Annotated in this window: 19 protein-coding genes; 10 read left to right on the forward strand and 9 right to left on the reverse strand. The window is 71.4% G+C overall.

Annotation, left to right across the window (positions count from 1 at the left end):
• Window positions 1–5: 5 nt before the first annotated feature.
• The 4 genes from ACWFRU_RS24455 to ACWFRU_RS24470 are packed head-to-tail and all read right to left on the reverse strand — an operon-like array spanning window position 6 to window position 4,167.
• A complete protein-coding gene (locus tag ACWFRU_RS24455) occupies window positions 6–1,055 on the reverse strand; it encodes a LacI family DNA-binding transcriptional regulator (RefSeq protein ID WP_453690226.1) in 1,050 nt (349 codons plus the stop codon).
• The gene (locus tag ACWFRU_RS24460) at window positions 1,052–1,879 is read right to left on the reverse strand and encodes a carbohydrate ABC transporter permease (protein WP_453690228.1); all 828 of its coding nucleotides are present in this window, start codon (window positions 1,877–1,879) and stop codon (window positions 1,052–1,054) included. The genes ACWFRU_RS24455 and ACWFRU_RS24460 overlap by 4 nt, the downstream gene beginning before the upstream one ends.
• Before the next feature lie 7 nt (window positions 1,880–1,886).
• The gene (locus tag ACWFRU_RS24465; RefSeq protein WP_453690230.1) at window positions 1,887–2,831 is read right to left on the reverse strand and encodes a carbohydrate ABC transporter permease; all 945 of its coding nucleotides are present in this window, start codon (window positions 2,829–2,831) and stop codon (window positions 1,887–1,889) included.
• A gap of 43 nt (window positions 2,832–2,874) precedes the next feature.
• On the reverse strand, window positions 2,875–4,167 hold the full coding sequence (locus ACWFRU_RS24470) for an ABC transporter substrate-binding protein (protein WP_453690232.1): 1,293 nt from the start codon (window positions 4,165–4,167) through the stop codon (window positions 2,875–2,877).
• A 303-nt stretch (window positions 4,168–4,470) separates the two neighbouring features.
• Here ACWFRU_RS24470 and ACWFRU_RS24475 point away from each other — a divergent pair, with 303 nt between their 5' ends.
• Both ACWFRU_RS24475 and ACWFRU_RS24480 read left to right on the forward strand, forming a co-directional pair.
• Entirely contained in the window at window positions 4,471–6,492 is a 2,022-nt protein-coding gene (locus ACWFRU_RS24475) for an oxidoreductase (RefSeq protein ID WP_453690234.1), read from the forward strand.
• Between the two features lie 42 nt (window positions 6,493–6,534).
• On the forward strand, window positions 6,535–7,086 hold the full coding sequence (locus tag ACWFRU_RS24480; protein ID WP_453690236.1) for a PadR family transcriptional regulator: 552 nt from the start codon (window positions 6,535–6,537) through the stop codon (window positions 7,084–7,086).
• Between the two features lie 147 nt (window positions 7,087–7,233).
• On the opposite strand, the gene ACWFRU_RS24485 is transcribed toward ACWFRU_RS24480, so the two are convergent.
• On the reverse strand, window positions 7,234–7,746 hold the full coding sequence (locus ACWFRU_RS24485) for a hypothetical protein (RefSeq protein ID WP_453690238.1): 513 nt from the start codon (window positions 7,744–7,746) through the stop codon (window positions 7,234–7,236).
• A 200-nt stretch (window positions 7,747–7,946) separates the two neighbouring features.
• Window positions 7,947–8,945, reverse strand: a complete 999-nt coding sequence (locus ACWFRU_RS24490; RefSeq protein WP_453690240.1) for a fibronectin type III domain-containing protein — start codon at window positions 8,943–8,945, stop codon at window positions 7,947–7,949.
• A 212-nt stretch (window positions 8,946–9,157) separates the two neighbouring features.
• Here ACWFRU_RS24490 and ACWFRU_RS24495 point away from each other — a divergent pair, with 212 nt between their 5' ends.
• Window positions 9,158–9,892 carry a glycoside hydrolase family 75 protein gene (locus tag ACWFRU_RS24495; protein WP_453690242.1) on the forward strand — a complete coding sequence of 245 codons (735 nt, stop codon included), beginning with the start codon at window positions 9,158–9,160 and terminating at the stop codon, window positions 9,890–9,892.
• A gap of 10 nt (window positions 9,893–9,902) precedes the next feature.
• Here ACWFRU_RS24495 and ACWFRU_RS24500 read toward each other — a convergent pair whose 3' ends face one another.
• From ACWFRU_RS24500 to dhaK, 3 genes are all read right to left on the reverse strand, one after another.
• Window positions 9,903–10,313: a PTS-dependent dihydroxyacetone kinase phosphotransferase subunit DhaM gene (locus ACWFRU_RS24500; protein WP_365821653.1), complete on the reverse strand. Its 411-nt coding sequence runs from the start codon at window positions 10,311–10,313 to the stop codon at window positions 9,903–9,905.
• Complete coding sequence (gene dhaL, locus ACWFRU_RS24505) at window positions 10,306–10,914, reverse strand: dihydroxyacetone kinase subunit DhaL (protein ID WP_453690245.1); 609 nt, start codon at window positions 10,912–10,914, stop codon at window positions 10,306–10,308. The genes ACWFRU_RS24500 and dhaL overlap by 8 nt, the downstream gene beginning before the upstream one ends.
• Window positions 10,915–11,024: 110 nt before the next feature.
• Window positions 11,025–12,017 (reverse strand): dihydroxyacetone kinase subunit DhaK, encoded by a 993-nt coding sequence (gene dhaK, locus ACWFRU_RS24510; protein WP_453690246.1) that lies wholly within the window; start codon window positions 12,015–12,017, stop codon window positions 11,025–11,027.
• A 577-nt stretch (window positions 12,018–12,594) separates the two neighbouring features.
• On the opposite strand from dhaK, the gene ACWFRU_RS24515 reads away from it, so the two are divergent.
• The 7 genes from ACWFRU_RS24515 to ACWFRU_RS24545 are packed head-to-tail and all read left to right on the forward strand — an operon-like array spanning window position 12,595 to window position 20,763.
• Window positions 12,595–13,932, forward strand: coding sequence for a hydroxymethylcytosylglucuronate/cytosylglucuronate synthase (locus tag ACWFRU_RS24515; RefSeq protein WP_453690247.1), 1,338 nt, complete (start codon window positions 12,595–12,597; stop codon window positions 13,930–13,932).
• Window positions 13,925–14,911 (forward strand): cytosylglucuronate decarboxylase, encoded by a 987-nt coding sequence (blsE, locus tag ACWFRU_RS24520; RefSeq protein ID WP_453690249.1) that lies wholly within the window; start codon window positions 13,925–13,927, stop codon window positions 14,909–14,911. Before ACWFRU_RS24515 ends, blsE begins: the two co-directional genes overlap by 8 nt.
• Entirely contained in the window at window positions 14,899–15,822 is a 924-nt protein-coding gene (gene blsF, locus ACWFRU_RS24525; protein ID WP_453690251.1) for a CGA synthase-related protein, read from the forward strand. Before blsE ends, blsF begins: the two co-directional genes overlap by 13 nt.
• A gap of 32 nt (window positions 15,823–15,854) precedes the next feature.
• On the forward strand, window positions 15,855–17,030 hold the full coding sequence (gene blsG / locus ACWFRU_RS24530; protein WP_453690253.1) for an arginine 2,3-aminomutase: 1,176 nt from the start codon (window positions 15,855–15,857) through the stop codon (window positions 17,028–17,030).
• Window positions 17,027–18,205: a DegT/DnrJ/EryC1/StrS family aminotransferase gene (locus ACWFRU_RS24535; RefSeq protein WP_453690255.1), complete on the forward strand. Its 1,179-nt coding sequence runs from the start codon at window positions 17,027–17,029 to the stop codon at window positions 18,203–18,205. The genes blsG and ACWFRU_RS24535 overlap by 4 nt, the downstream gene beginning before the upstream one ends.
• Window positions 18,202–19,446, forward strand: coding sequence for an ATP-grasp domain-containing protein (locus ACWFRU_RS24540; RefSeq protein ID WP_453690257.1), 1,245 nt, complete (start codon window positions 18,202–18,204; stop codon window positions 19,444–19,446). Before ACWFRU_RS24535 ends, ACWFRU_RS24540 begins: the two co-directional genes overlap by 4 nt.
• 48 nt (window positions 19,447–19,494) lie before the next feature.
• A complete protein-coding gene (locus tag ACWFRU_RS24545; protein ID WP_453690259.1) occupies window positions 19,495–20,763 on the forward strand; it encodes an MFS transporter in 1,269 nt (422 codons plus the stop codon).
• Window positions 20,764–20,920 lie beyond the last annotated feature (157 nt).

Here is a 20,920-nt window from a genome sequence, read left to right on the forward strand (position 1 = left end):
GGCGGTCAGTGGGCGGGGCCCGTCGACTCGCGGACGACCAGGCGTGGCCGGTCGTCGAGCGACACGGGTGGCACGTCCTCGCCGCACTGCGCGAGCAGCGCCCGCGCGGCGGCGGCGCCGACCCGTTGCACCTGCTGGTCGACGGTCGTCAGGCGCGGGTGCAGCCAGCGGCCCATCGGGAGGTTGTCGTAGCCGACGACGGACAGGTCGTCCGGGACGCGAAGGCCGGCGCGTTGAGCCGCGCCGATGCCGCACACCGCCATGGAGTCATTGGCGTACATGACGGCGGTCGGGCGCTGCGCCATGCCGAGGAGTTCCTCCGTCGCGGCGACCGCCGCCGCCTCGGAGAAGTCGGTGCTCAGGACGGCGGCGGGCTCAAGTCCCTTGAGCAGCAGGGTCTCTTCGAAGACCGACCGGCGCAGCCCGGTGTGCAGCAGTTCGCCGGGCCCCGACACATAGGCCACGCGCCGGTGGCCGAGGTCCATGAGGTGGTCGACGGCCTCGTGTATGCCGGCGCCCTGGTTGCCCAGGCCCACCGTGGGCACGGGCGCGTCCGGGTGGGGCGCGCCGAGCAGCACGGCGGGCAGCCCCAGGCCGCGCAGGAGCGGCGGTCGCGGATCGTCGGCGCGGGCGTCGGTCAGGACGGCGCCGTCGACGCGGCCCTCGGCGGCCAGACGTTCGTACAGCGCGCTCTCCTCGGCCACGTCCGTGACCAGGTGGAGCAGCAAGCCGTAGCCGCGCGGCGCCAGTTCACCCTCAAGGCCGGTGATCAGCTCGCTGAAGTGCGGGTCGGCGCCGAGCACGTCGGTGGGACGGCGCACGACGAGGGCGAGCGTGCGGGTCCGCGCGCTGCGCAGCGCCGTGGCCGTGGCGCTGGGTGACCAGCCCAGCTCTGCGGCGGCGTCCAGGATGCGGCGCCGGGTGGCCCCGGAGATGCGGCCCTTGGCGTTGAAGGCCTGCGAGACGGCGGCCGTGGAGACCCCGGCCGCCGCGGCGACGGCCTTGATCGTCGGACGTCCGCCGCTGTCCCTGCCCGACGTGATCGACCCGTTCACATCTTCACCGCCCCACTGACGAGGGCCTGCTGCATCCGCTTCTGCAACACGGTGTAGACGGCCCATACCGGTACGAGAGTCAGTACCGTACCGGCGGTCAGCACCCCGTAATCCGTGCCCGTCAGGGACTTCAGCGTGGGCAGGGCGACCTGCACGGTGCGCTGGGAGGGGTCGGGGCCGATGATGACGAGCGAGTACAGGTACTCGTTCCAGAACGTCAGGAAGTTCAGGAGCAGCACCGTCGCGATGCCGGGCAGACACATCGGCGTATAGACGTGCCGGAGGACCGCGAACGTCGACGCGCCGTCCATCCGCGCCGCCTCCTCCATCTCCCTGGGGATAGTCCGCATGAACTGCACCAGGATCACGACGGACAGCGGCATCGCGGTGGCCGGCAGGAAGAGCACCATGAACATGCGGGTGTGGAACAGACCGGTCGCCGCCGCCAGCAGGAACGTGGGGAAGAGCGCGGCGAACGTCGGGATGAGGAAGCCGAGCGAGAAGACCTTCTCCACGAAGGCGCCGAGCGGGCCCGTCGCGCGGGCGATCGCGAACGCCGCCGGAATCGCGAGGGCCAGCGTCAGCGCGAGCGAAAAGACCGTCACCAGCGCCGAGTTGACGACCGCGAGCCCCAGGTCGGCGCTCTCGAAAGCCGTGCCGAAGTTGCCGAAGGACAGCGAGGTGGGCAGGGAGAAGGGGCTTGCGAAGATCTGCTCGTTCGTCTTGAAGGCGGAGGCGAGCAGATAGTAGAGGGGCACGACGAGCAGGGCCGCGTACGCCCAGGCGAGGATGTGCGCGGGCAGCCAGGACTTTCCGTTTTTCACAGTGACCTCAGTAGTTCTGGCGAAATGCGCGGCGGATGGTGAGCAGGCCGACGAGGCCGACCAGGAAGAGGATCACGCCGACGGTCTGGCTGTAGCCGAGGTCGGCCGCGATGAACGCCTTCTGGTAGACGAGGAACGACAGCGTGGTCGACGAGCTGCCGGGGCCGCCCTGTGTAAGGAGCAGGACGTGCTGGGCCGACCCGAAGAACGTCCAGAGGAACTGGAGCATCGTCACCACGCCCACGTACTCGCGGATGACCGGGAAGTGCACGCGCCACATCGTCCGCCAGTGCCCGGCGCCGTCGAGCTGCGCAGCCTCGCCCAGCTCCTCGGGCACACTGCCGAGCCGGGCGGCGAACAGGACGGCGGTGAAGCCGATCCCGCCCCAGATGTCGAGCACGATCAGACAGGCGAGCGCCGTCGAGGGGGAGGCGAGCCAGGCGTCGGTCACCGAGCCGAGGCCCACCGACTTCAGCGCGCCGTTGACCAGGCCGTCGGGGGAGAGCGCCGCGTAGAACACCATCGCCTTGGCCGGGGTGGAGATCAGGCCGGGGATGAACAGGAGGTAGCGCAGGACGCGGTGGCCCGGCGGCTTCTGGGCCACGTAATAGCCCAGCATGTACGCGCACACGATCATGATCGGCAGTGCGACGGCGAGCTGCACCGCCGTGTTGCGCACGGCGTCCCAGAACACCGGGTCGTCGAAGACCGTGCGGACGTTGTCGAACCCGGCGAACGAGACGGGCTGGAGCATGCCCGGCCAGTGCAGGGCCGCGATCACGAAGATCGCGATCATCGGGCCGACCATGAACACCAGGTACCAGACCAGGGCGGGGACGGCGAGGATCGTGCCGCCTTCCTGGCGGCGCCTGCGGACGGGTGGCGCGGAGGGTGCGGGGCGGACCTCGGTCCCGCCCGGCGGCACGTTCGTCGACATCGTCGGCGTCGTCATCTCGGGTGACTCCCAGAAGGCTCGGGCGGCTCGGGCGGGCGGCTCATGCGGTGCGGTACGCGGCTTCGAGCACGGAGCGCACCTTGGCGGGACTCGTGCCGCGCGTGAACGCCGTGCTGGTCGCGGTGATCAGCGGCTGGGTCGCGGCAGGCGGCACGTACAGATCGGGCAGCAGGGCCTGGCTGACGTCCGTGCCGAGCTGCTGCGCGGCGGCGACCAGCGGGAAATCCGTGCTGAGGGTGTCGGAGCGCAGCGCCATGTCGCGGCCGCTCTCCTTGATGAAGCGCGAGACGGTGTCGGGGCGGTACATGAAGCGCAGGAACTTCTCGACCGCGTCCAGCTTCTTCGTGCCGTTCGGGCTGATCCAGAAGCCGATCAGGGTGTATGTGCGCAGGATCGTCGGCTTCTTGTGCGCGGCGTCCGGCGCGAGCGGCCAGCCGCCGACCTCGGTGTGCCGCGCGACCTTCTCCGGGACCTTGGCGAGCGCCGACGACATGGCGGACTCGATGGCGGCGGCCTCGGTGTTGAACTGCGTGGTCATCGTGTCGGAGGTCAGGCCCTGCGCCTTGTCGGCGAAGACACCCGCGTCGCGCAGGGCGGTGAAGTACTCGATGCCGTCGCGGGCGCCGCGGCTGCCGCTGAAGTCGCCGCTCGTGAAGACCTTCCGCGCCTCGTCGGGGGAGAGGAAGGTCTGGATGATCTGGGCGAGGAGCTTCTGGCCCGTCCAGTCGTTGCCGCCGACGGTCACCGGCGCGATGCCCTTGGCGCGGAGCCTGCGGGCGGCGGCGATGAGCTGGTCGCCGGTGGTGGGGATCGCGTCGACCCCGGCCTTGTCGAGCAGCGCGGTGTTGTAGGCGACCGGCCAGTTGGTGGCGAAGTACGGGAAGGCCCGCAGGCGCCCTTTGCCGTCGGTCCAGGCGTCGAGGGCGACGGGCAGGACGCGCTTTCGCAGCCCCCAGTCGTCCATGTAGCCCTTGACGTCGACGGTGGCCCCGACATCGGTCCAGGCCAGCGTCTTGTCGTAGAGGTTCACCATGACGACGTCCGGCTCCTTGCGGGCAAGCCGTGAGGTCTCGTAGACCTGCGCGAGGTCGTCGCCGTTGACCAGGTTCTTCACCTTCAGGCCCGGGTTCTCGTCCCGGAAGGTGTTCAGGGCGGACAGGTACGTGGGCGAGCCCGGCGCGGTGGTGCCGAGCTGGCTGTGCACCACGAGCGTGTCGGGATCGGAATCCGCCGACGCCAGCGTGGAACAGCCGGCGAGGGCGGGCAGGGTGGTGGCGGCGGCCAGGCCTGAACCTGCGGCGAGGAAGCCGCGCCGACTCATCGTTGAGCGCACAGCGGGATGACTCCAACCAGGGCGATGACAACCAGGGGTTAATCGATATACCTGCGGGGGTGCGAGGAGCGTAGGAGCGCTTCGTTGAATGGTCAATCCCCTGTTGCGCACAGTGAATCTTCCGGCGAAAGCGGCAAAACGGTCACCGAGTGCCGGTAATCCGGTCACCGAGTGCCGGTAATCCGGTCACCGGGCGTCGACCGGGCCGAAGTGGCTCCCGCCACGTCTTTATGCAACTAGTTGCACAAGGGGTCGGCGTCCTCTAGAACTGTTCCGACGACACATCGCGTACGGAGGGCCCGCATGAGCCGCTACCCCAACCTGCTGAACCCCCTGGACCTGGGCTTCACCACCCTGCCCAACCGGGTCCTGATGGGATCGATGCACGTGGGCCTGGAGGAGGCGCCGGACGGTTTCCGGCGGATGGCGGAGTTCTATGCGACCCGTGCGCGCGGCGGTGTCGGCCTCATCGTCACGGGCGGCATCGCCCCGAACGAGCTCGGCCGCCCCTGGGACGGCGGCGCCAAGCTGACCACCGAGGCGGAGGCCGAGGAGCACGCGGGCATCACGGCCGCCGTGCACGCCGAGGGCGGCAAGATCGCCATGCAGATCCTGCACTTCGGGCGGTACGCCTACCACGAGGGCCTGGTCGCGCCGAGCGCGATCAAGGCGCCGATCAGCCCCTTCGTGCCGCGCGCCCTTCAGGACGCCGAGGTCGAGCAGACCATCGAGGACTTCGTGCGCGCCGCCGAGCTCGCCAAGCTCGCGGGCTACGACGGCGTCGAGGTCATGGGCTCCGAGGGCTACCTGATCAACGAGTTCGTCGCGGCCCCCACCAACCAGCGCGACGACCGCTGGGGCGGCGCCTACGAGAACCGCATCCGCTTCCCCGTCGAGATCGTCCGGCGCATACGCGAGCGCGTCGGCGCGGACTTCATCATCATCTACCGCCTCTCCATGCTGGACCTCGTCCCCGGCGGCTCGACCCTCGAAGAGGTCGTCCACCTCGCCAAGGAGATCGAGGCCGCGGGTGCCACGATCATCAACACCGGCATCGGCTGGCACGAGGCGCGCATCCCCACCATCGCCACCTCCGTGCCGCGCGGCGCGTACACCTTCGTCACGAAGAAGGTCATGGGCCAGGTCTCCGTGCCGCTCGTGACCACCAACCGCATCAACACCCCGGAGATCGCCGAGCAGTTGCTCGCCGACGGCGCCGCCGACATGGTCTCCCTGGCCCGCCCGCTGCTCGCCGACCCGGACTTCGTCGCCAAGGCGAAGGCCGAGCAGGCCGACGCCATCAACACCTGCATCGGCTGCAACCAGGCCTGCCTGGACCACACCTTCAACCTACAGATCACCTCCTGCCTGGTGAACCCGCGCGCCTGCCACGAGACCGAGCTCGTCCTCGCGCCGACCCGCACGAAGAAGCGCGTCGCGGTCGTCGGCGCGGGACCGGCCGGGCTCGCCTTCGCGGTGTCGGCGGCCGAGCGCGGCCACGACGTCACGCTCATCGACGCGGCCTCCGAGATCGGCGGCCAGCTCAACGTCGCCCGCAAGGTGCCCGGCAAGGAAGAGTTCGACGAGACCCTGCGCTACTTCCGCACCCAGCTCGAACTGCACGGCGTGGACGTGCGGTTGAACACCCGCGCCACCGCGGAGAGCCTCGCGAAGGCGGCGTACGACGAGGTCGTCATCGCCACCGGAGTCACCCCGCGCACCCCCGAGATCCCCGGCATCGACCACCCCAGCGTGGTCGGCTACCTCGACGTGCTGCGCGACAGCGCGCCTGTGGGGGAGCGCGTCGCGATCATCGGCGCGGGCGGCATCGGCTTCGACGTGGCCGAGTACCTCACCGACAGCGGCGACAAGGCGAGCCTCGACCCGGCGACGTACTTCCGTCAGTGGGGCGTCGACATGGACTACAAGGACCGCGGCGGCCTGACCGCGCCCGACCGCCCCACCCCGCCGCGCTCGGTCCACCTCCTGCAGCGCAAGACCTCCAAGGTCGGCCAGGGCCTCGGCAAGACCACGGGCTGGATCCACCGCACCGAGCTGCGCCACCGCGGCGTCACGATGGTCGCGGGCGCGAGCTACGACCTCATCGACGACGCGGGCCTGCACATCACGGTCGACGGACAGTCCACGGTCATCCCCGTCGACACGGTCGTCCTGTGCTCGGGCCAGGACCCGCGCCGCGACCTGTACGAGGAACTGCTCGCCGGCGGGCACAGCGCGCACCTCATCGGGGGCGCGGACGTGGCGGCCGAGCTGGACGCCAAGCGCGCCATCAAGCAGGGCACGGAGCTGGCCGCGGCCCTGTGACACCGGGCGTCCGCCGTGGACGCCGTACTTAGGATGGCCGCCATGTCACTCCCGCACGCGATCCTCACCGCCCTGTTGGAAAAGCCTTCGTCAGGGCTCGAGCTGACCCGCAGGTTCGACAAGTCGATCGGCTACTTCTGGTCGGCCACGCACCAGCAGATCTACCGCGAGCTGGGAAAACTGGAGCGGGAGGGGTCCATCCGCGCGCTCGAGCAGCAGCAGGCGACCCGCGGGCAGAAGAAGGAGTACGAGGTCCTGCCCGCGGGCCGCGCCGAGCTGGCCCGCTGGACGGCCGCGAGCCAGGACCCCAAACCGATGCGGGACACCCTCCTGCTGCGCCTGCGCGCGGCGGCGGTCGTCGGCACGGAGGGCATCGAGGCGGATCTGCGCCGCCATCTCACCCTGCATCGGAGGCAGTTGGCCGAGTACGAGGAGATCGAGGAACGGGACTTCCCGCCGGGCAAGGACGCGGTGGAGGACCGCCTGAGGCATGTGGTGCTGCGGGCCGGGATCGACCTGGAGACGTTCTGGACGCAGTGGCTGGAGCGGACCCTGGAAGAACTCGGGGCGCCGGACACCTCACGTGACGCCTGAAGCCCGAAGCTTGAGGCCGGACGCCTGACGCCTGACGCCTCACGCCTGACGCCTCACGCCTGACGCCTCACGCCCACGCGAACGACGGCCGCCGCCGGTCCCGACCTGAGTCGGGTCCGGCGGCAGCCGCTTCTTCGTGGCCCTGGATCAGAGCCGGTGCTGCGCACCGCGGCGACGCAGGTACCAGGCGCCGCCACCGCCCGCGGCCAGGACCACGAGGGCCCCGCCCGCGACGAGGGTGGTCGTGCCGTAGTCCTCGCTGCCGCCGCCGAGACCGCCCCGGACGCCGCGCGCGGGCGACGTTGTGGACGCGGTGGTCGGCGACGCCCCGACGGTGACCGTCTGGGAACCGGCCGTCGTGCCGTCCTCGCAGATCACCGCCACCGTGTGCAGGCCGGTGCTGACGTTCTGCCAGGAGGCGCTGCCGCCCGTCAGTTCCATCTGCCTGCCCTGGGCGAAGCTTGCCTGGCCGTTGCTCATCAGCGAGGCGTTGCCTCCGTCGGGGCACGCCGCCGTGGTCACCGTGACCGTCGATCCCCTGGCGGTGACCGTGATTCCTCCGGCGGCGGCGGACGCCGACGGAGCGGTCAGTGCCATCGGAAGCGCAGCCGCGGCGGCGATGGTCAGGCCGGAGCGGACGAATATCTGGAAAGTGCGCATGAGTCTGCCCTCCGGTGGCACGGGAGGCGGTACATCCCATGCGCCGCCGGGGGTAGGGAAGCGCCCGTGCTACCTGCCGATGAGCCAACGTGCCATCCGGCAAGGCCGCATGCGGACAGCCACCGGGCAGGTGACGGAATCCTTCGTACGGCCGACAGCCGACGCCCCGGCCTGCGGCTCGTCTGGCGGCTGACCCGGCGTCAAGGGCGCTGGCCAGTGGTGACCGTCCGCTCGGGGGACCAGCCGCCCCATGTCCCGTCGGGAAGCTTGGCCCGGAGCTTCACGCGGTGGGTGTCGCCCGGCTTCCTGCCCACGTAGAAGCTGTGCTTGGCCTTGTCCCGAGGCGCCGTGCCGCCGAACACCAGCGAGGTGGCGTTCTTCCCGTCGAGATGGATCTGGTACTCCGCGACCGCGCCGCCGGTACGCGGAGGCGTCCACGCCAGGTCGATGTAGTACGCCCCGTCGTCGAGGCGCGTCGTCGCGCGGAAGTCCGTCGGTGCCGTGCCGCTCCCGTCGTCCCGGCCCGCCGCGGTGGTGAGGCGCACGACGCGGCTCGCGGGGGACGCGTTGTCGGCCACGTCCAGGGCCTTGACGGTGAAGCGGTAGGCCGTGCCCGGCCGCAGCCCCGTGACCAGGGTGCTGCGCTCGTTCCCGCCCACGCTGTGGATCTTCGACGAGCCCTGGTAGATCTCGTACGAGGCGACGCCCTGGTCGTCCTTCGCGGCTCCCCAGGACAGGGTCACCGCCCGGCTTCCCTCGACCGTGCCCCGCGGTGAGCCGGGGCGGGAGGGCGGCTCGCGGTCGGCGGAGGCCGCGGCGGGTGTGGTGACCGTCAGCTTCTTGCTGGCGGGTCCGACGTTCCCCTCGGCGTCGCGGGCGCGGACGGTGAAGGTGTAGGCCGTGGACGGCTTCAGGCCGACGACGTCCACCATGTGCTTGCCGCCGGGGACGCGCTCGACCCTGGTGGCGCCCCGGTAGACGTCGTAGCCGGTGACCTTCGTGTCGTCCGTCGCCTGGTTCCACATGACGTGGGCGGTGGTGGCGCTGCCCGCCTGGACCGTGACGCCGCGGGGCGCGGCCGGGGGCTGCACGTCCTTCGCGTCCTGGTCGCCGCCCCATGCGCAGGAGGTGAGGGCGCAGGCGGTGAGCGTGCAGGCGGTGACGGCCAGGAGGGTGGACAGGTGGGGGGTCCGTCGCACGGTGTGCCTTCCGTTCGGGCGGCATTGGTCCGGACCTATTTGACAGGGGTGTCGGGTGCACATCAAGGGGTCGGGCGTGCGTCGTCCGCGCCTCGGCGGCGGCCGAGGTGTAGGACCCGGGACAGATTGGGATGTCTGGTCACGTGCTCCAGGCTGGCGGCCCCCCGTCCGACCGGCCGTCAGTTCCCCCCCCACACGGAAGGTCTTTCCTCGTGCACACCAGAATCCCGGCGCTCGCCGTCGCCGCCGTCGCCACCCTGATCGTCCCCGCGTCCCTCCCCGCCTCGGCGCACCCCCAGGAGAGCGGAACGGCCCGTAAGACCGTGCAGGACAGCGGGAGTTCAGCCGACCGGACGCGGGAGGGATCAGTGTCCGCCGACGCGCTCCTGGCCAAGGTGACGACCTGTGAGCAGGTGTCGAGCGGCAACTACCGTACGGACAGCGGAGCCCAGGCGGACGTCCCCGTCTGCGGCAAGCGCGGCGCGGTGTTCTGGAAGGCCGACATGGACATCGACTGCGACGGCCGGCCGAGCAAGGCCTGCAACCGGCGCACCGACCCGCTGTTCCAGGACACCACCGCGTTCCAGGAATCCAACGGCCGCCAGCTCAGCGCGGAGTACCTTCCCTACGTCGTCGTGCCGGGCCCGAGCAGCCGCTGGAACTACGCGAAGCACGGCATCTCGGGAGGCTCGGTGGTCGCCGTGATCCACCAGGGCAAGGTCGTGTACGCCGTCGTCGGCGACACCGGACCCACCGACCTCATCGGCGAGGCGTCGTACGCGACCGCGAAGTCGCTCGGCATCGACCCCGACCCCAGGACGGGCGGCACCGGCGCGGGTGTCACCTACATCGTCTTCGACGGTCCCAAGGCGTCCCCCATCGAGAGCCACCGGGCCGCGGTCACCCAAGGTGACGCGCTGGCCCGGCAGTTCCTCCGCCAGAACTGACCTCCTGGCCTCACACCTTCCGGTAGGAGTACGCCTCAGCCGCCGCGGCCTCCACCGCCGCGAGGTCGGCGCCCGCCGACGCGGTCACCACCGCCGCGACCGCGCCCTCCACGAAGGGGGCGTCCACCAGACGGGCGCCCTCCGGGAGCTCGTCGCCCTCGGCGATCAGCGCCTTCACGGTGAGCACCGCGCTGCCCAGGTCGGTGAGGATCGCGACGCCCGCGCCGCCGTCCACCTTCGCGGCCGCCGCGGAGATGAGCTCCGCGCTGGTGCCGAGGCCGCCGTCCTCGGTGCCGCCCGCGGCGGCCACGGGCGCGGTGGACCCGCCGCCCGCGAGCCCGGTGGCCAGGGCGGCGACGGCTTCGGCGACGGGACCGCTGTGCGAGACGAGCACGATGCCGACCAGCTTGTCGTCACTCACGGCCGGCCTCCGCGGTCTGTGCGAGCGCGTCGAAGAGCAGCGCCGACGAGGTCGCCCCGGGGTCCTGGTGCCCGATGCTGCGCTCGCCCAGATAGCTGGCCCGTCCCTTGCGTGCCTGGAGCGGTGTCGTGGCCAGGGCGCCTTCGTTCGCCGCCGTGCGCGCCGCCGCGAACGACTCCGAGAGCGCGTCGACCGCGGGGACGAGGGCGTCCAGCATGGTCTTGTCGCCGGGCGCCGCGCCACCGAGGGCGCTGACGGCGTCCACGCCCGTGCGCAGCGCGTCGGCGAACTCCTGCTCGCTGACCTCGGCGGCGTCGCCGAGAGTCTTGCCGGTGCGCCGGAGCAGCGTGCCGTAGAGCGGCCCGGACGCGCCCCCCACGGTCGAGATCAGCTGCCGTCCCGCCAGGGTGAGCACGGCCCCCGGAGTGGCCGGCGCCTCCTTCTCCAGCGTGGCCACCACGGCGGTGAACCCGCGCTGCAGATTGCTGCCGTGGTCGGCGTCGCCGATCGGCGAGTCCAGTTCGGTGAGCCGCTGCGCCTCCCGGTCGACGAGTGCGGCGGCCGAGGTCAGCCAGTGACGGAAGAATGCGGCATCGAGCACGGAAACTCCTTGCGCGGTAGAACAGTTGGGCAAAGCACGAGTGGTACGGGTGGCGCGAGCGGTACGAGTGGCGCGAGTGGTACGTGGTGAGGGCGGGGGGCCGGTACGGATCAGATACCCCAGCGAAGGCCCGCCGTACGCACCGGGGCGTTCCAGAGCCGCAGCAGCTCCTCGTCGACCTGGCACAGCGTGACGGAGGCCCCGGCCATGTCGAGCGAGGTGACGTAGTTGCCGACCAGCGTGTGGGCCACGACGATCCCGCGCTCGGCGAGGACCCGCTGGACCTCGGCGTTGAATCCGTACAGCTCGAGCAGGGGAGTGGCCCCCATGCCGTTGACGAGCACGAGCACCGGGTTGCGGGGGCTGAGGTCGTCGAGCACCACGTTCACCGCGTACTCGGCGATCTCGCTCGACGTCATCATCGGGCGCCGCTCACGTCCGGGCTCGCCGTGGATTCCGACGCCCAACTCCAGCTCGCCCGCGGGCAGATCGAAGGTCGGGCTGCCCTTGGCGGGCGTGGAACAGGCGCTCAGGGCGACCCCGAAGCTCCGCGCGTTCTCGTTCACCTGCCGGGCGATCGACTCGACCCGTTCCAGCGGCATGCCCTCGTCGGCCGCGGCTCCCGCGATCTTCTCCACGTACAGCGTCGCGCCGGTGCCGCGGCGTCCCGCCGTGTAGAGGCTGTCGGTGACGGCCACATCGTCGTTGACGAGCACCTTGGCGACCTGGATGCCCTCGTCCTCGGCGAGCTCCGCGGCCATGTCGAAGTTGAGGACGTCCCCCGTGTAGTTCTTCACGACGAACAAGACCCCCGCCCCGCTGTCCACGGCGGCCGCGGCCCGCACCATCTGATCCGGCACGGGTGAGGTGAACACCTCGCCGGGGCAGGCGGCCGAGAGCATCCCCAGCCCCACGAACCCGCCGTGCAGCGGTTCATGCCCGGAACCCCCGCCGGAGACGAGGGCCACCTTCCCCTCGACGGGGGCGTCCCGGCGCACGATCACACGGTTCTCCACGTCGATCGTCAGGTCGGGATGCGCGGCCGCCATGCCTCGCAGCGCGTCCGCTACGACTGTCTCCGCGACGTTGATCAGCATCTTCACGGGTACCTCCTGGTGACATCGGCAAGGCTGGGTGTCGCTGGGACCCGAGGTCCCGAGGTCAGTATCAAGGCAGTGGCGTAAAGATGCGCGAAGCTCGGACGAAGGTGCCCGTCGGCCGTGCGGACCAGAGTCCTGGAGAGCCGTGACGCGGCATGTGCCAGTGGCCTCTTTCGGCCGTTGTTCCGGGTCGTCCCCCTGACTGTCTTCGGTCGCCGAAACGGCTTGTTGGAGAGGGTGCCGGGTGCCTGCGCAACCCTGCGCGCGCTCCGTGCGCCCTTGGGGTGCCGGGGCTTGGAACGTGTCATTCGGGTGAGTGGGGGCGCGGCACGTGCGCGTCTTATTGCAGTCGGTTCGCAACTACTTATGGATGGCCAGAAGGTGACAGGGGGGCCTTTGCGACGCCTGGGGACAGGGGTGATCGTGTGGGAAGCGGAGGGGCTCCCTCTGCGTCAGGGCCACCGTGGACGACCACCGCGGCGCGGCCCGAATGCACCCGCCATCCCGACGTGACATTCCCTCCCCGCACTCACCCGACGGGGGCCACACCCCGGCCCCAGCAAGGGAGTTGGACCGAACGATGCATGGTGTACGCCCTCCGGACCCGCCGTCCGTCCGGGAGAAACCCGCCCCCGGCGCACCCGCCACGCCCACCGACGCCGGACCGGCCACCGTCGCCGTCGCGGGCGCCGAGTTCGGCTGGGGAAGCTCCGGCAAGCTCAGCGCCGTCCTCGCCGCGCTGCGCGAACGGTCCGCTCGTCCGCTGAGGTTCGTCGGCCTCGCGTCCGGCCTCGGCCGGCCGCTCCTGGCCCGGCACGGGGTCGACCGCTGGTACGACCTGCCGGTCGGGGGCGCCGCGGGGGAGGCCGCCGATGCCGTGGCGAAGGTCGTGGCGGCGGAGCGGATCGACGCCGCCGTCGTCGTGCTCGACGGACCGGCGGCCATGGCCCTGGAGGCGGCGGGTGTGCCGACCGTGTTCGTGGACAGCCTGCCGTTCCTGTGGACCGAGGGCGACCTGCCCGAACTTCCGCTGAAGGTCTCCGTCTACTGCGCGCAGCAGTGCGTCGAGCTGCCGCAGGAGTGCCTCGGCGTACTGGCCGCCGTACGCGAACTGCGCTGGGTCGAGGCCGTGATCGGCGCTCCCCCCGACCCTCCGGCGCCCCGGCTGGGCCGCCCACAGCCCTTCCGGCGCGCCCTGGTGAACCTGGGCGGCCTGCGCGCCCCCGGCCTGGCCGACTGGACGCGCTATCCGGAGATCGTGGTGCCCGCGGTGCTGGAGGCCCTCGCCACGTACGGGGTCGGTGAGGCGCATGTGGCCGGCAACCTGCCCGCCGATCTGGCCGGGCGGCTCTGCGCGGCGAGCGGCGCGGACCTGCGCGTCACGGCGGGCCCGCTCTCCCACGGCGAGTTCCTCCACCGGCTCGCGGCCTGCGACCTGCTGCTCACCTCGCCGGGTCTGACCACCCTGCTTGAGGCCGGCAGTCTCTCGGTGCCCACCATCTGCCTGCCCCCGCAGAACCTCAGCCAGATCTTCAACGGCCGCTTCCACAGCAGGGCCGTGCTCGCCGACGTCCGAGTCGTCTGGCCGTCGTCGGTCTTCTCCGAGAGCGAGGTCCTGGCCCATCGGTCGCAGGGCGAGGAGGCGGCACTCCGCGTCATCTACGGGGGGATCACCGCCGCGGCCGGGGAGCACGAGGCCCCGGGCAGCGTGACCGCCGTGCGCGACGGCGTACTTGAGGCCCTGCGGCGCGCGTCGGAGGGCGCCGTGTGGGGAGGACTCGCCGCTCACGTCGGCATCGGCGGCGCCGCGCAAGTGGCCGACGCCCTGCTCGGCGTACTCGACAGGGAGCCGCTGCCCGGCCCCGCCCGGACCTCGGCTCCGCGTACCGTCCAGGAAGGCATCGACGTACATGACTGAGCGTCAGCGCTACCTCTTCATCAGAATCCTGGAAGCCTGCAACGCGGACTGCTTCATGTGCGAGTTCGCGCTCTCCCGCGACACGTTCCGCTTCTCGACGGAGGACTTCGCCGACCTGCTGCCCAAGGCCCGCGCGGCCGGAGTGGCGTACGTACGGTTCACCGGCGGCGAGCCGCTCATGCACCGGGACATCGTCGAACTCGTGCGGGCGGGCACGGACGCGGGCATGAAGATGTCCATGATCACCAACGGCATGATGCTGCCGAAGAAGGCCCGGCGGCTCGCCGAGGCGGGCCTCGCCCAAGTGATCGTCAGCCTCGACGGCGCATCCGCCGCGACGCACGACGTCTACCGGCGTTCCCCGGGCATGTTCGACAACGGCCTGCAAGGGCTGCGCGACGCCGCGGCCCTCGGCGTCCTGCCCCGGGTCAACACCGTGGTCGGGCCGCACAACTACACCGAGATGCCGCAACTGCAGAAGGTCCTCACCGAGGCCGGCGTCAAGCAGTGGGAACTCTCCGCGCTGAAGCTGGAGCGCTCCATCACCTACCCGGACCCCGATCACGTGCGCGCGGTCTGCGACCCGATCTACGACGCCGACCCCGCCACCCACCTCGTGCCCCTCGGCAAACGCTTCTACGGCGACACCCGCGAGGAGCAGGACCGCTACTTCGCGGAGTCACTGACCCCGCGCGCCTCCGAGCCCCTGTGCCATGTCGTGGACGACGTGATCTACATCGACGGCAAGTACGGGCGCATGTACGCCTGCAGCTGCCTCCCGCACCGGGAGGGGGAAGACCTGGGCGGAGCCCCGCTGCGAGAGGGCGGCGTCATCCACCTCGACACCCCGGTCTTCCGCGGCCACGCCGACTTCTTCCGCGAGCGGGGGCCCGACATGTGCGGCGGCTGCTCCACCACGGCCGCCGGTTACAGCGACGACGTCGCACGGCTCGGGACGGCGGCGCCGTGGCAGTACTGAACACCGGCGGGCCCGCCCCGCAGCCGTCAGGGCCCGCCCCGCGCCGGGTGCTGCTCGTGACGCGGGAGGAGGAACTCGACTCGCTGCTCGCCGGGCGACGGATCGCCGCGCACCTGACGGACCTGGAGCCCACCGCGGGCGATGGACCGCCACCGGACGTGGCCCTGGTCTGCGACGACGATGCCGCCACCCGCCGTCTGCTCGACCTCGGCGTGCCGGTGGTGCGGCTGCACTCGGGACACCGGGCCGCCGTCGACCCCGTGACCGACGGGGCACTGCACCGGGTGCACCGTCCGGGATGGCTCCCGGGACCGTGGCCCGCGACTCCGGGCGGCGCGCGCACCACCGGGGTGCTCGCTCCCGTACGGACGGCTCGTGGGCGGCAGCGGAGCGGCAGTCTGCTGCTGGTCTCGCTGTGGGGCGTACCGGCCGGGGAGGCGGACGCGTTCACCTCCGGGCCGCTGCGCGAGCTCGCCGCGGAGGCGGTGCGCCACGCGCAGCGGTGCGAGGTGGTGTGCGACACGCGCGTCGAGAGTGTGCGTGCCGCGCTCGAAGGGCTCGACGGCGTACGGGTCCTGCGCGCCGCCGACACCGACGTCGACGCCCTGCACGCCGACGCCGAACTGCTCCTCGCCGCCCCCATCCTGGGCGCCGTGGCGCTCGCCCAGGCCCGCCGCGCGCCGCTCGCCTTCCTGCCGCCGCTCGGCGACGGGCAGCGCGACCTCGCCGGCCGGGTGGCCCGCGCGGTCCCCGTCCCCGTGGCCGCCGATCCACGCGATCCGTCCCTCTGGGCCCCCGGGCAGCCGGGCGCACCGGACCCGTGGTCCGCGCTCGACGGCGGCGCGGACGACCTGCGTGGGGCACAGCGCGTCGCCCGCACCCTGCGCCAGCTCTCCCTCGCACCCCTGTGACAGGTCACTCACCCGCAGAACCTGGAGACACCATGCCCCGCACTCCTGGAGCCACAGACGCGGACCGCCACCCCGTACCGGACCGGCCGGGAATCCCCGCCGTCACCGAGGCGGAGTGGAACGACTGGCGCTGGCACATGCGCAAACGTGTCACCAACGTCGACAAGGCACGGCAGTGGATCAATCTCACCGCCGACGAGGAACAGGCCATCGACAAGTCGGCGGGCAAGTACCGCTGGAGCGTCACCCCGTACTACGCGTCCCTGATGGACCCCGACGACCCCACCTGCCCGATCCGGCAGCAGGCCGTACCCGCGCTCGGCGAGCTCGCGGAGTACAGCGGCGCCGAGGTCGACCCCGTGGGTGACATGTTCTACCGCAGGACCAACCGGGTGGTGCACAAATACCCCGACCGCGTGATCATGCTGATCACCGAGGCCTGCCCGGTCTACTGCCGGCACTGCACACGCAAGTTCCACACCACCGACGTCGACGGCAGCTACTTCCGCGACAACGAGGGCGAGTCCTTCGAGGAGGACCTGCGCTACATCGCCGAACACCCCGAGATCCGGGACGTTTTGCTCACCGGCGGCGACCCGCTCTCGTACCGCGACGGCAAGCTGGAGGAGATCATCTCCGGTCTGCGGGCGATCCCCAGCGTGGAGATCATCCGCATCGGCAGCCGCTTCCCCGTCCTGCTGCCCCAGCGCGTCACGGACGAGCTCTGCGAGATGCTCGCGCGCTACCACCCGGTCTGGCTGAACACGCACTTCAACCATCCGAAGGAGATCACCCCGGAGTCCGCCGCCGCGGTCGACCGGCTGCTGCGGCACGGCATCCCGGTGGGCAACCAGACCGTTCTCCTGCGCGGCGTCAACGACGACGTCACGACGATGCGCACCCTGATGACCGAACTCCTGCGCATCAGGGTCAGGCCGTACTACCTCTACCACTGCGACAACGTCACCGGCGTGTCCCACTTCATGACCTCCATCGAGAAGGGCTGGGAAATCATGGAGGGCCTGCAGGGACACATCACCGGCTTCGGCGTACCGCAGTACGTACTGACGACGAAGATCGGCAAGATCCCCATCGCCCAGCCGTACTACTCCCGCGTGCCCGAAGGCCTGCTGCTCCGCAACTACCGAGGCCAGGAGATGGTCGTCGACGCCTCGGTGCACCCCATCACGGAGGCTGACGCGTCATGACCCTCGACAAACGGCTCGGACTGCGCTTCCTCCCCTACGGCGCCAACTACCTCGACTGGTCCGACATGCGGGAGCTGCGTGCCGCGATCGAGCACGGGGTCCTCTTCCGCTACCAGACGGAGACCGAGAGCGTCGCCTCGCGCCTCGAACGGCGGGTCGGGGAGCGCCTCGGCGCCGGCCATGTGCTCGCGGTGCACAACTGCACCGAGGCGCTGCGGCTCGCCCTGGTCTCCACCCGCCCACGCGTCGGCGACGTCGTGCACATACCCGCGGTCACGTTCGTCGCGGTGGCGGGGGCCGTCCTGTCCAGCGGGCTCATCCCGGTCCTGGTGGACGTCGACGAGTCGCTCTCCATGGACACCTCGCTGATCCCCGACGGCGCCCAACGGGCCATCGTCGCCCACATGGAGGGCACGGTCGCGCCGCTGCCCGAGGGCGTCCCGTACGTCATCGAGGACAGTGCCCAGGCGCTCGGCGCCAAATTCCCCGACGGGCGGCACACCGGCACCCGTGGGTACGCGGGCACCTTCAGCTTCCACCACAACAAGGTGCTGACCTCGGGGGAGGGCGGGCTGCTCGTCACGAACGACCCCGCCGCCTGGGAGACCATGCGCTGCTACCACGACCACGGCTCCGCACGTGTGCCCGGCCGCTACCCCACCTGGAACGAGGACGCCTACTACGGCGAGAACCTGGTCACCAGCGAGGAGGTCGCCGCCATCCAGTACCAGCAGTTCCGCCACCTCGACGAGGTGCTCTCCGGCCTGGAGCGCCACCACACCATCGCCATGGAGGAGCTGCCCGACCGCAGCGGGCTCGACATCCTGCCCAGAGCGGCCGGCGACGTGAAGATCAGCCTGCGGTTCCGTTGCGAGAGCCGGGAGTTACGGGACGCCGCCGTGTCCGCGCTCACCGAGCGGTCCATCGCGAACTGGACGCTCAACAAGTACCTGCTGCCCGACCACCCGGTGGTCGCCGGACGGCGCTCGCTCTACGCCGACGGCTTCCCCTGGAACCTCGCCCCCGACCAGCCGCTCGCCCTCAGCCGCGACGGATTCGCCCGCACCAGGGACCTCCTCGACCGCACCCTGTGCGTGCCGCTCTCACCAGAACTCTCCGAGTCCGAACAGGTCCTCGCCGTCAAGGCGGTCCGCCAGGCGCTGGAGGGCGTGTGAACGCGCCGCCGGTGCTCCTGCTGGCGGACGACCGCGCCTCCTCCTTCACCCGGTACGCCGTGGACGCCCTGCCCGGCCGGCTTGCCCTGCTGCGCTTCGCCTCGGCACGCCAGGACCTCTCCGAGGCGTACGTACGGCAGACCGCGCACGTGCCCGCGTTCTGGGTGAACGAGCGGGTTCCGCTGGAGGACGAGGCGGCCCGCTATCGCGCCTGGGCCGCCCAACTCCCCGCCGAGCCCACCCGGTTCTGCAACCCGTCCGAACCGCGCCAGGACATCGCCCAGCGGTTCGCCGCCCTCGCCGGACTACCTCACCTGACGGAACGTCAGGTGAGCTGGGTGCGCGACAAGGTGGCGATGAAGGACAAGTTCCGGGAGCTGGGCCTGCTCACCGCCCGGTACACGCGGGTCTCCACGGCGCGGGAGATCGGGGAGTTCGCCGCGCGGTGCGGCTGGCCCGTCGTGCTGAAGCCCGTGGACTCCTTCGCCTGCGTCGACACCTTCCGGCTCACCGGCCCCGAACAACTGCCCGACGTGGCCCTGGAAGGCCGGTCCTGGCTGATCGAGGAACACCTGGGCGGCACCGAGTGGGAGGTGTGCGCGCTCATCCACGAGGGCGAGGTGCTCGACGCGTGGCCGAGCGCGATGCCGTGCCGGCCGCTGGACATCGTCGACGGCGCGATGAACGCCAACATAAGCGTCGCCACCGACGAGGGCCCGCCCTTCGACCTGCGCGGCATGCTCCAGCGGATCGTCTCCGGCATGGGGATCGACCACGGGTACGCGCACATGGAGTTCTTCGTCGTCGGCAGCGAGGTCTACGCGGGGGAGATCGGGATCCGGCTCGCGGGCTGCGAGATCACCGCCAACCACGGGTACTCCTACGGCTTCGACGTGTTCGGCGCCGCGCTCGACGCCTACCTCGGACGGCGCCCCTTCCTCGACTACTCCGGGCGCCGCTGCGCGGGCGACCTGCTGCTGCCGCTGCCCGGCTCGGGGACCGTGCAGCGCATCACCGCCGAAGAGGATCTGCTGCGCCTGCCGGGCGTGGTCAAGAGCGTCCTCCGATACCGCGAGGGAGACCTCGTGGAAGCACGCCGCGCCTCGCACAACGCGTCCGGCCACGTCCACGTGACCGGGGGGTCGATCGCCGAGGTGGAACGGCGCATGCGCGGCGTGCTCGACGCCTTCACGATCGAAGTGATCACCCAGACGCCGGCGGCCAGAACGCTCCAGCACTGAGTCACCCCCCCTCGCCGGCCCGCGACGGGCCACCACGGAACAGGAACCATGGAATCGAAGCCGAACGGTCTTGCCCGCCGTCTCGCCGCCCTGCTCACCCGCCGCCAGATCGCGGGCCCCGCCTGGTGGAGCGTCGTCTCCAGGCTGCCCGTCTACCTCATGTCCCTCGCCATGGTGCTCCTCGTGCGCGAACAGGGCGGCAGCTACGCCCAGGCCGGCCTGGTCTCCGCGCTCTACACCGTCGGCATGGCGCTCGGCAGCCCGCTCATCGCCCGCCGGGTCGACCGGCGGGGCCGCAGGACCGTCCTGCTGCTGACCGGCATCGGCTACCCGGCGGCGCTCACCGCGCTGGTGTGGGCGACCGAGCCGGGCGACTGGGCGCAGCCTGCACTCGCGGTGCTCGCCGGCATCGCGCTTCCCCCGGCGAACGCCTGCATGCGGTCGCTGTGGGCCCGCCTGCCGCTGCGCGACGACGAGCGGGAGACCGCCTACCTGTGGGAGGCGCTGCTCACCGAAGTCCTGGTCATCGGGGCGCCGTTGATGCTCGCGGGCCTGATGCTGACCGGGTCCGCCGGGGCCGCGCTGACCACCGTCTCGGTGATCGGCGGGATCGGGGCGATCGGCCTCGCCTTCACCCGCGTCCCCGAGGAGGTCGACGGCGAGACGGCGACGCAGGGCAAGGACGGCGCGGGGGGCGGGGCCGGCCGCGGCGGTCTCCTCGGCCCCCTGCGCTCCTCGCCGATGCTCGCGCTGACCGCCGTCATGGCACTCAGCGCCGTGCCCGTCGGCCTGATGACGCTGGCCATCCCCGCCTTCGTCGACGACCACGGCTCACGGGGCAGCACCGGCCTGGTGTACGCCTGCTGGGGCATCGGCAGCGCCCTGGGAGCCCTGTGGCTGGGGCGCTCCCAGTCCGAGGTCGCGGTGCACCTGCGCTTCCCGCGTCTGGTGCTCGCGTTCGCCGTCGGCACGGGGCTTCCGCTGCTCGCGACCTCCCAGCTCACCCTCGCGCTCGCGCTCGCGGTCGGCAGCGTGCCCATCGCGCTCGTCTCCGCCAGCGAGATGTCCCTGGTCAGCCTGCTTGCGGACAGCGGTTCACTCACCGAGGCGTTCACCTGGGCGTCGCTGGCCACGGTGGTGGGGGACGCCCTCGGCCAGCAGGCGGGCGGGCTCCTCATGGAACCGGCGGGCCCACGGGGCGTCTTCGCGGCGGCCTTCGCCACGGCACTCGTCGCCGCCCTGGTCGCCTTCGCCTGCCGGGGCCTGATGGGGCGCACGGCAGCGGTCCGCGTGCCCACCCAAGCGGGGGAGCGGTGACCGGACGGGGAGCGGTCCGCGCGCCTCCGGCGGCCCCGCTCCCGAACAGTCACCCGCCCCACACGTCACTCCTCGCAGGGTCGGCGTGGAAAACGCCGGTCAGCGTACGAGCACGCCGGTCAGCGTAAGAAAACGCAGGTCAGCGTAAGAACACGAG

This window comes from Streptomyces sp. NPDC055099 (assembly GCF_053607685.1).

What these genes read in the sequence shown, in the direction of transcription:
- ACWFRU_RS24465 (WP_453690230.1), bottom strand. Translation starts at nt 2,831, where the DNA reads ATGACGACGCCGACGATGTCGACGAACGTGCCGCCGGGCGGGACCGAG.
- ACWFRU_RS24475 (WP_453690234.1), top strand. Translation starts at nt 4,471, where the DNA reads ATGAGCCGCTACCCCAACCTGCTGAACCCCCTGGACCTGGGCTTCACC.
- ACWFRU_RS24480 (WP_453690236.1), top strand. Translation starts at nt 6,535, where the DNA reads ATGTCACTCCCGCACGCGATCCTCACCGCCCTGTTGGAAAAGCCTTCG.
- ACWFRU_RS24485 (WP_453690238.1), bottom strand. Translation starts at nt 7,746, where the DNA reads ATGCGCACTTTCCAGATATTCGTCCGCTCCGGCCTGACCATCGCCGCC.
- ACWFRU_RS24515 (WP_453690247.1), top strand. Translation starts at nt 12,595, where the DNA reads ATGCATGGTGTACGCCCTCCGGACCCGCCGTCCGTCCGGGAGAAACCC.
- blsE (WP_453690249.1), top strand. Translation starts at nt 13,925, where the DNA reads ATGACTGAGCGTCAGCGCTACCTCTTCATCAGAATCCTGGAAGCCTGC.
- blsG (WP_453690253.1), top strand. Translation starts at nt 15,855, where the DNA reads ATGCCCCGCACTCCTGGAGCCACAGACGCGGACCGCCACCCCGTACCG.
- ACWFRU_RS24535 (WP_453690255.1), top strand. Translation starts at nt 17,027, where the DNA reads ATGACCCTCGACAAACGGCTCGGACTGCGCTTCCTCCCCTACGGCGCC.
- ACWFRU_RS24545 (WP_453690259.1), top strand. Translation starts at nt 19,495, where the DNA reads ATGGAATCGAAGCCGAACGGTCTTGCCCGCCGTCTCGCCGCCCTGCTC.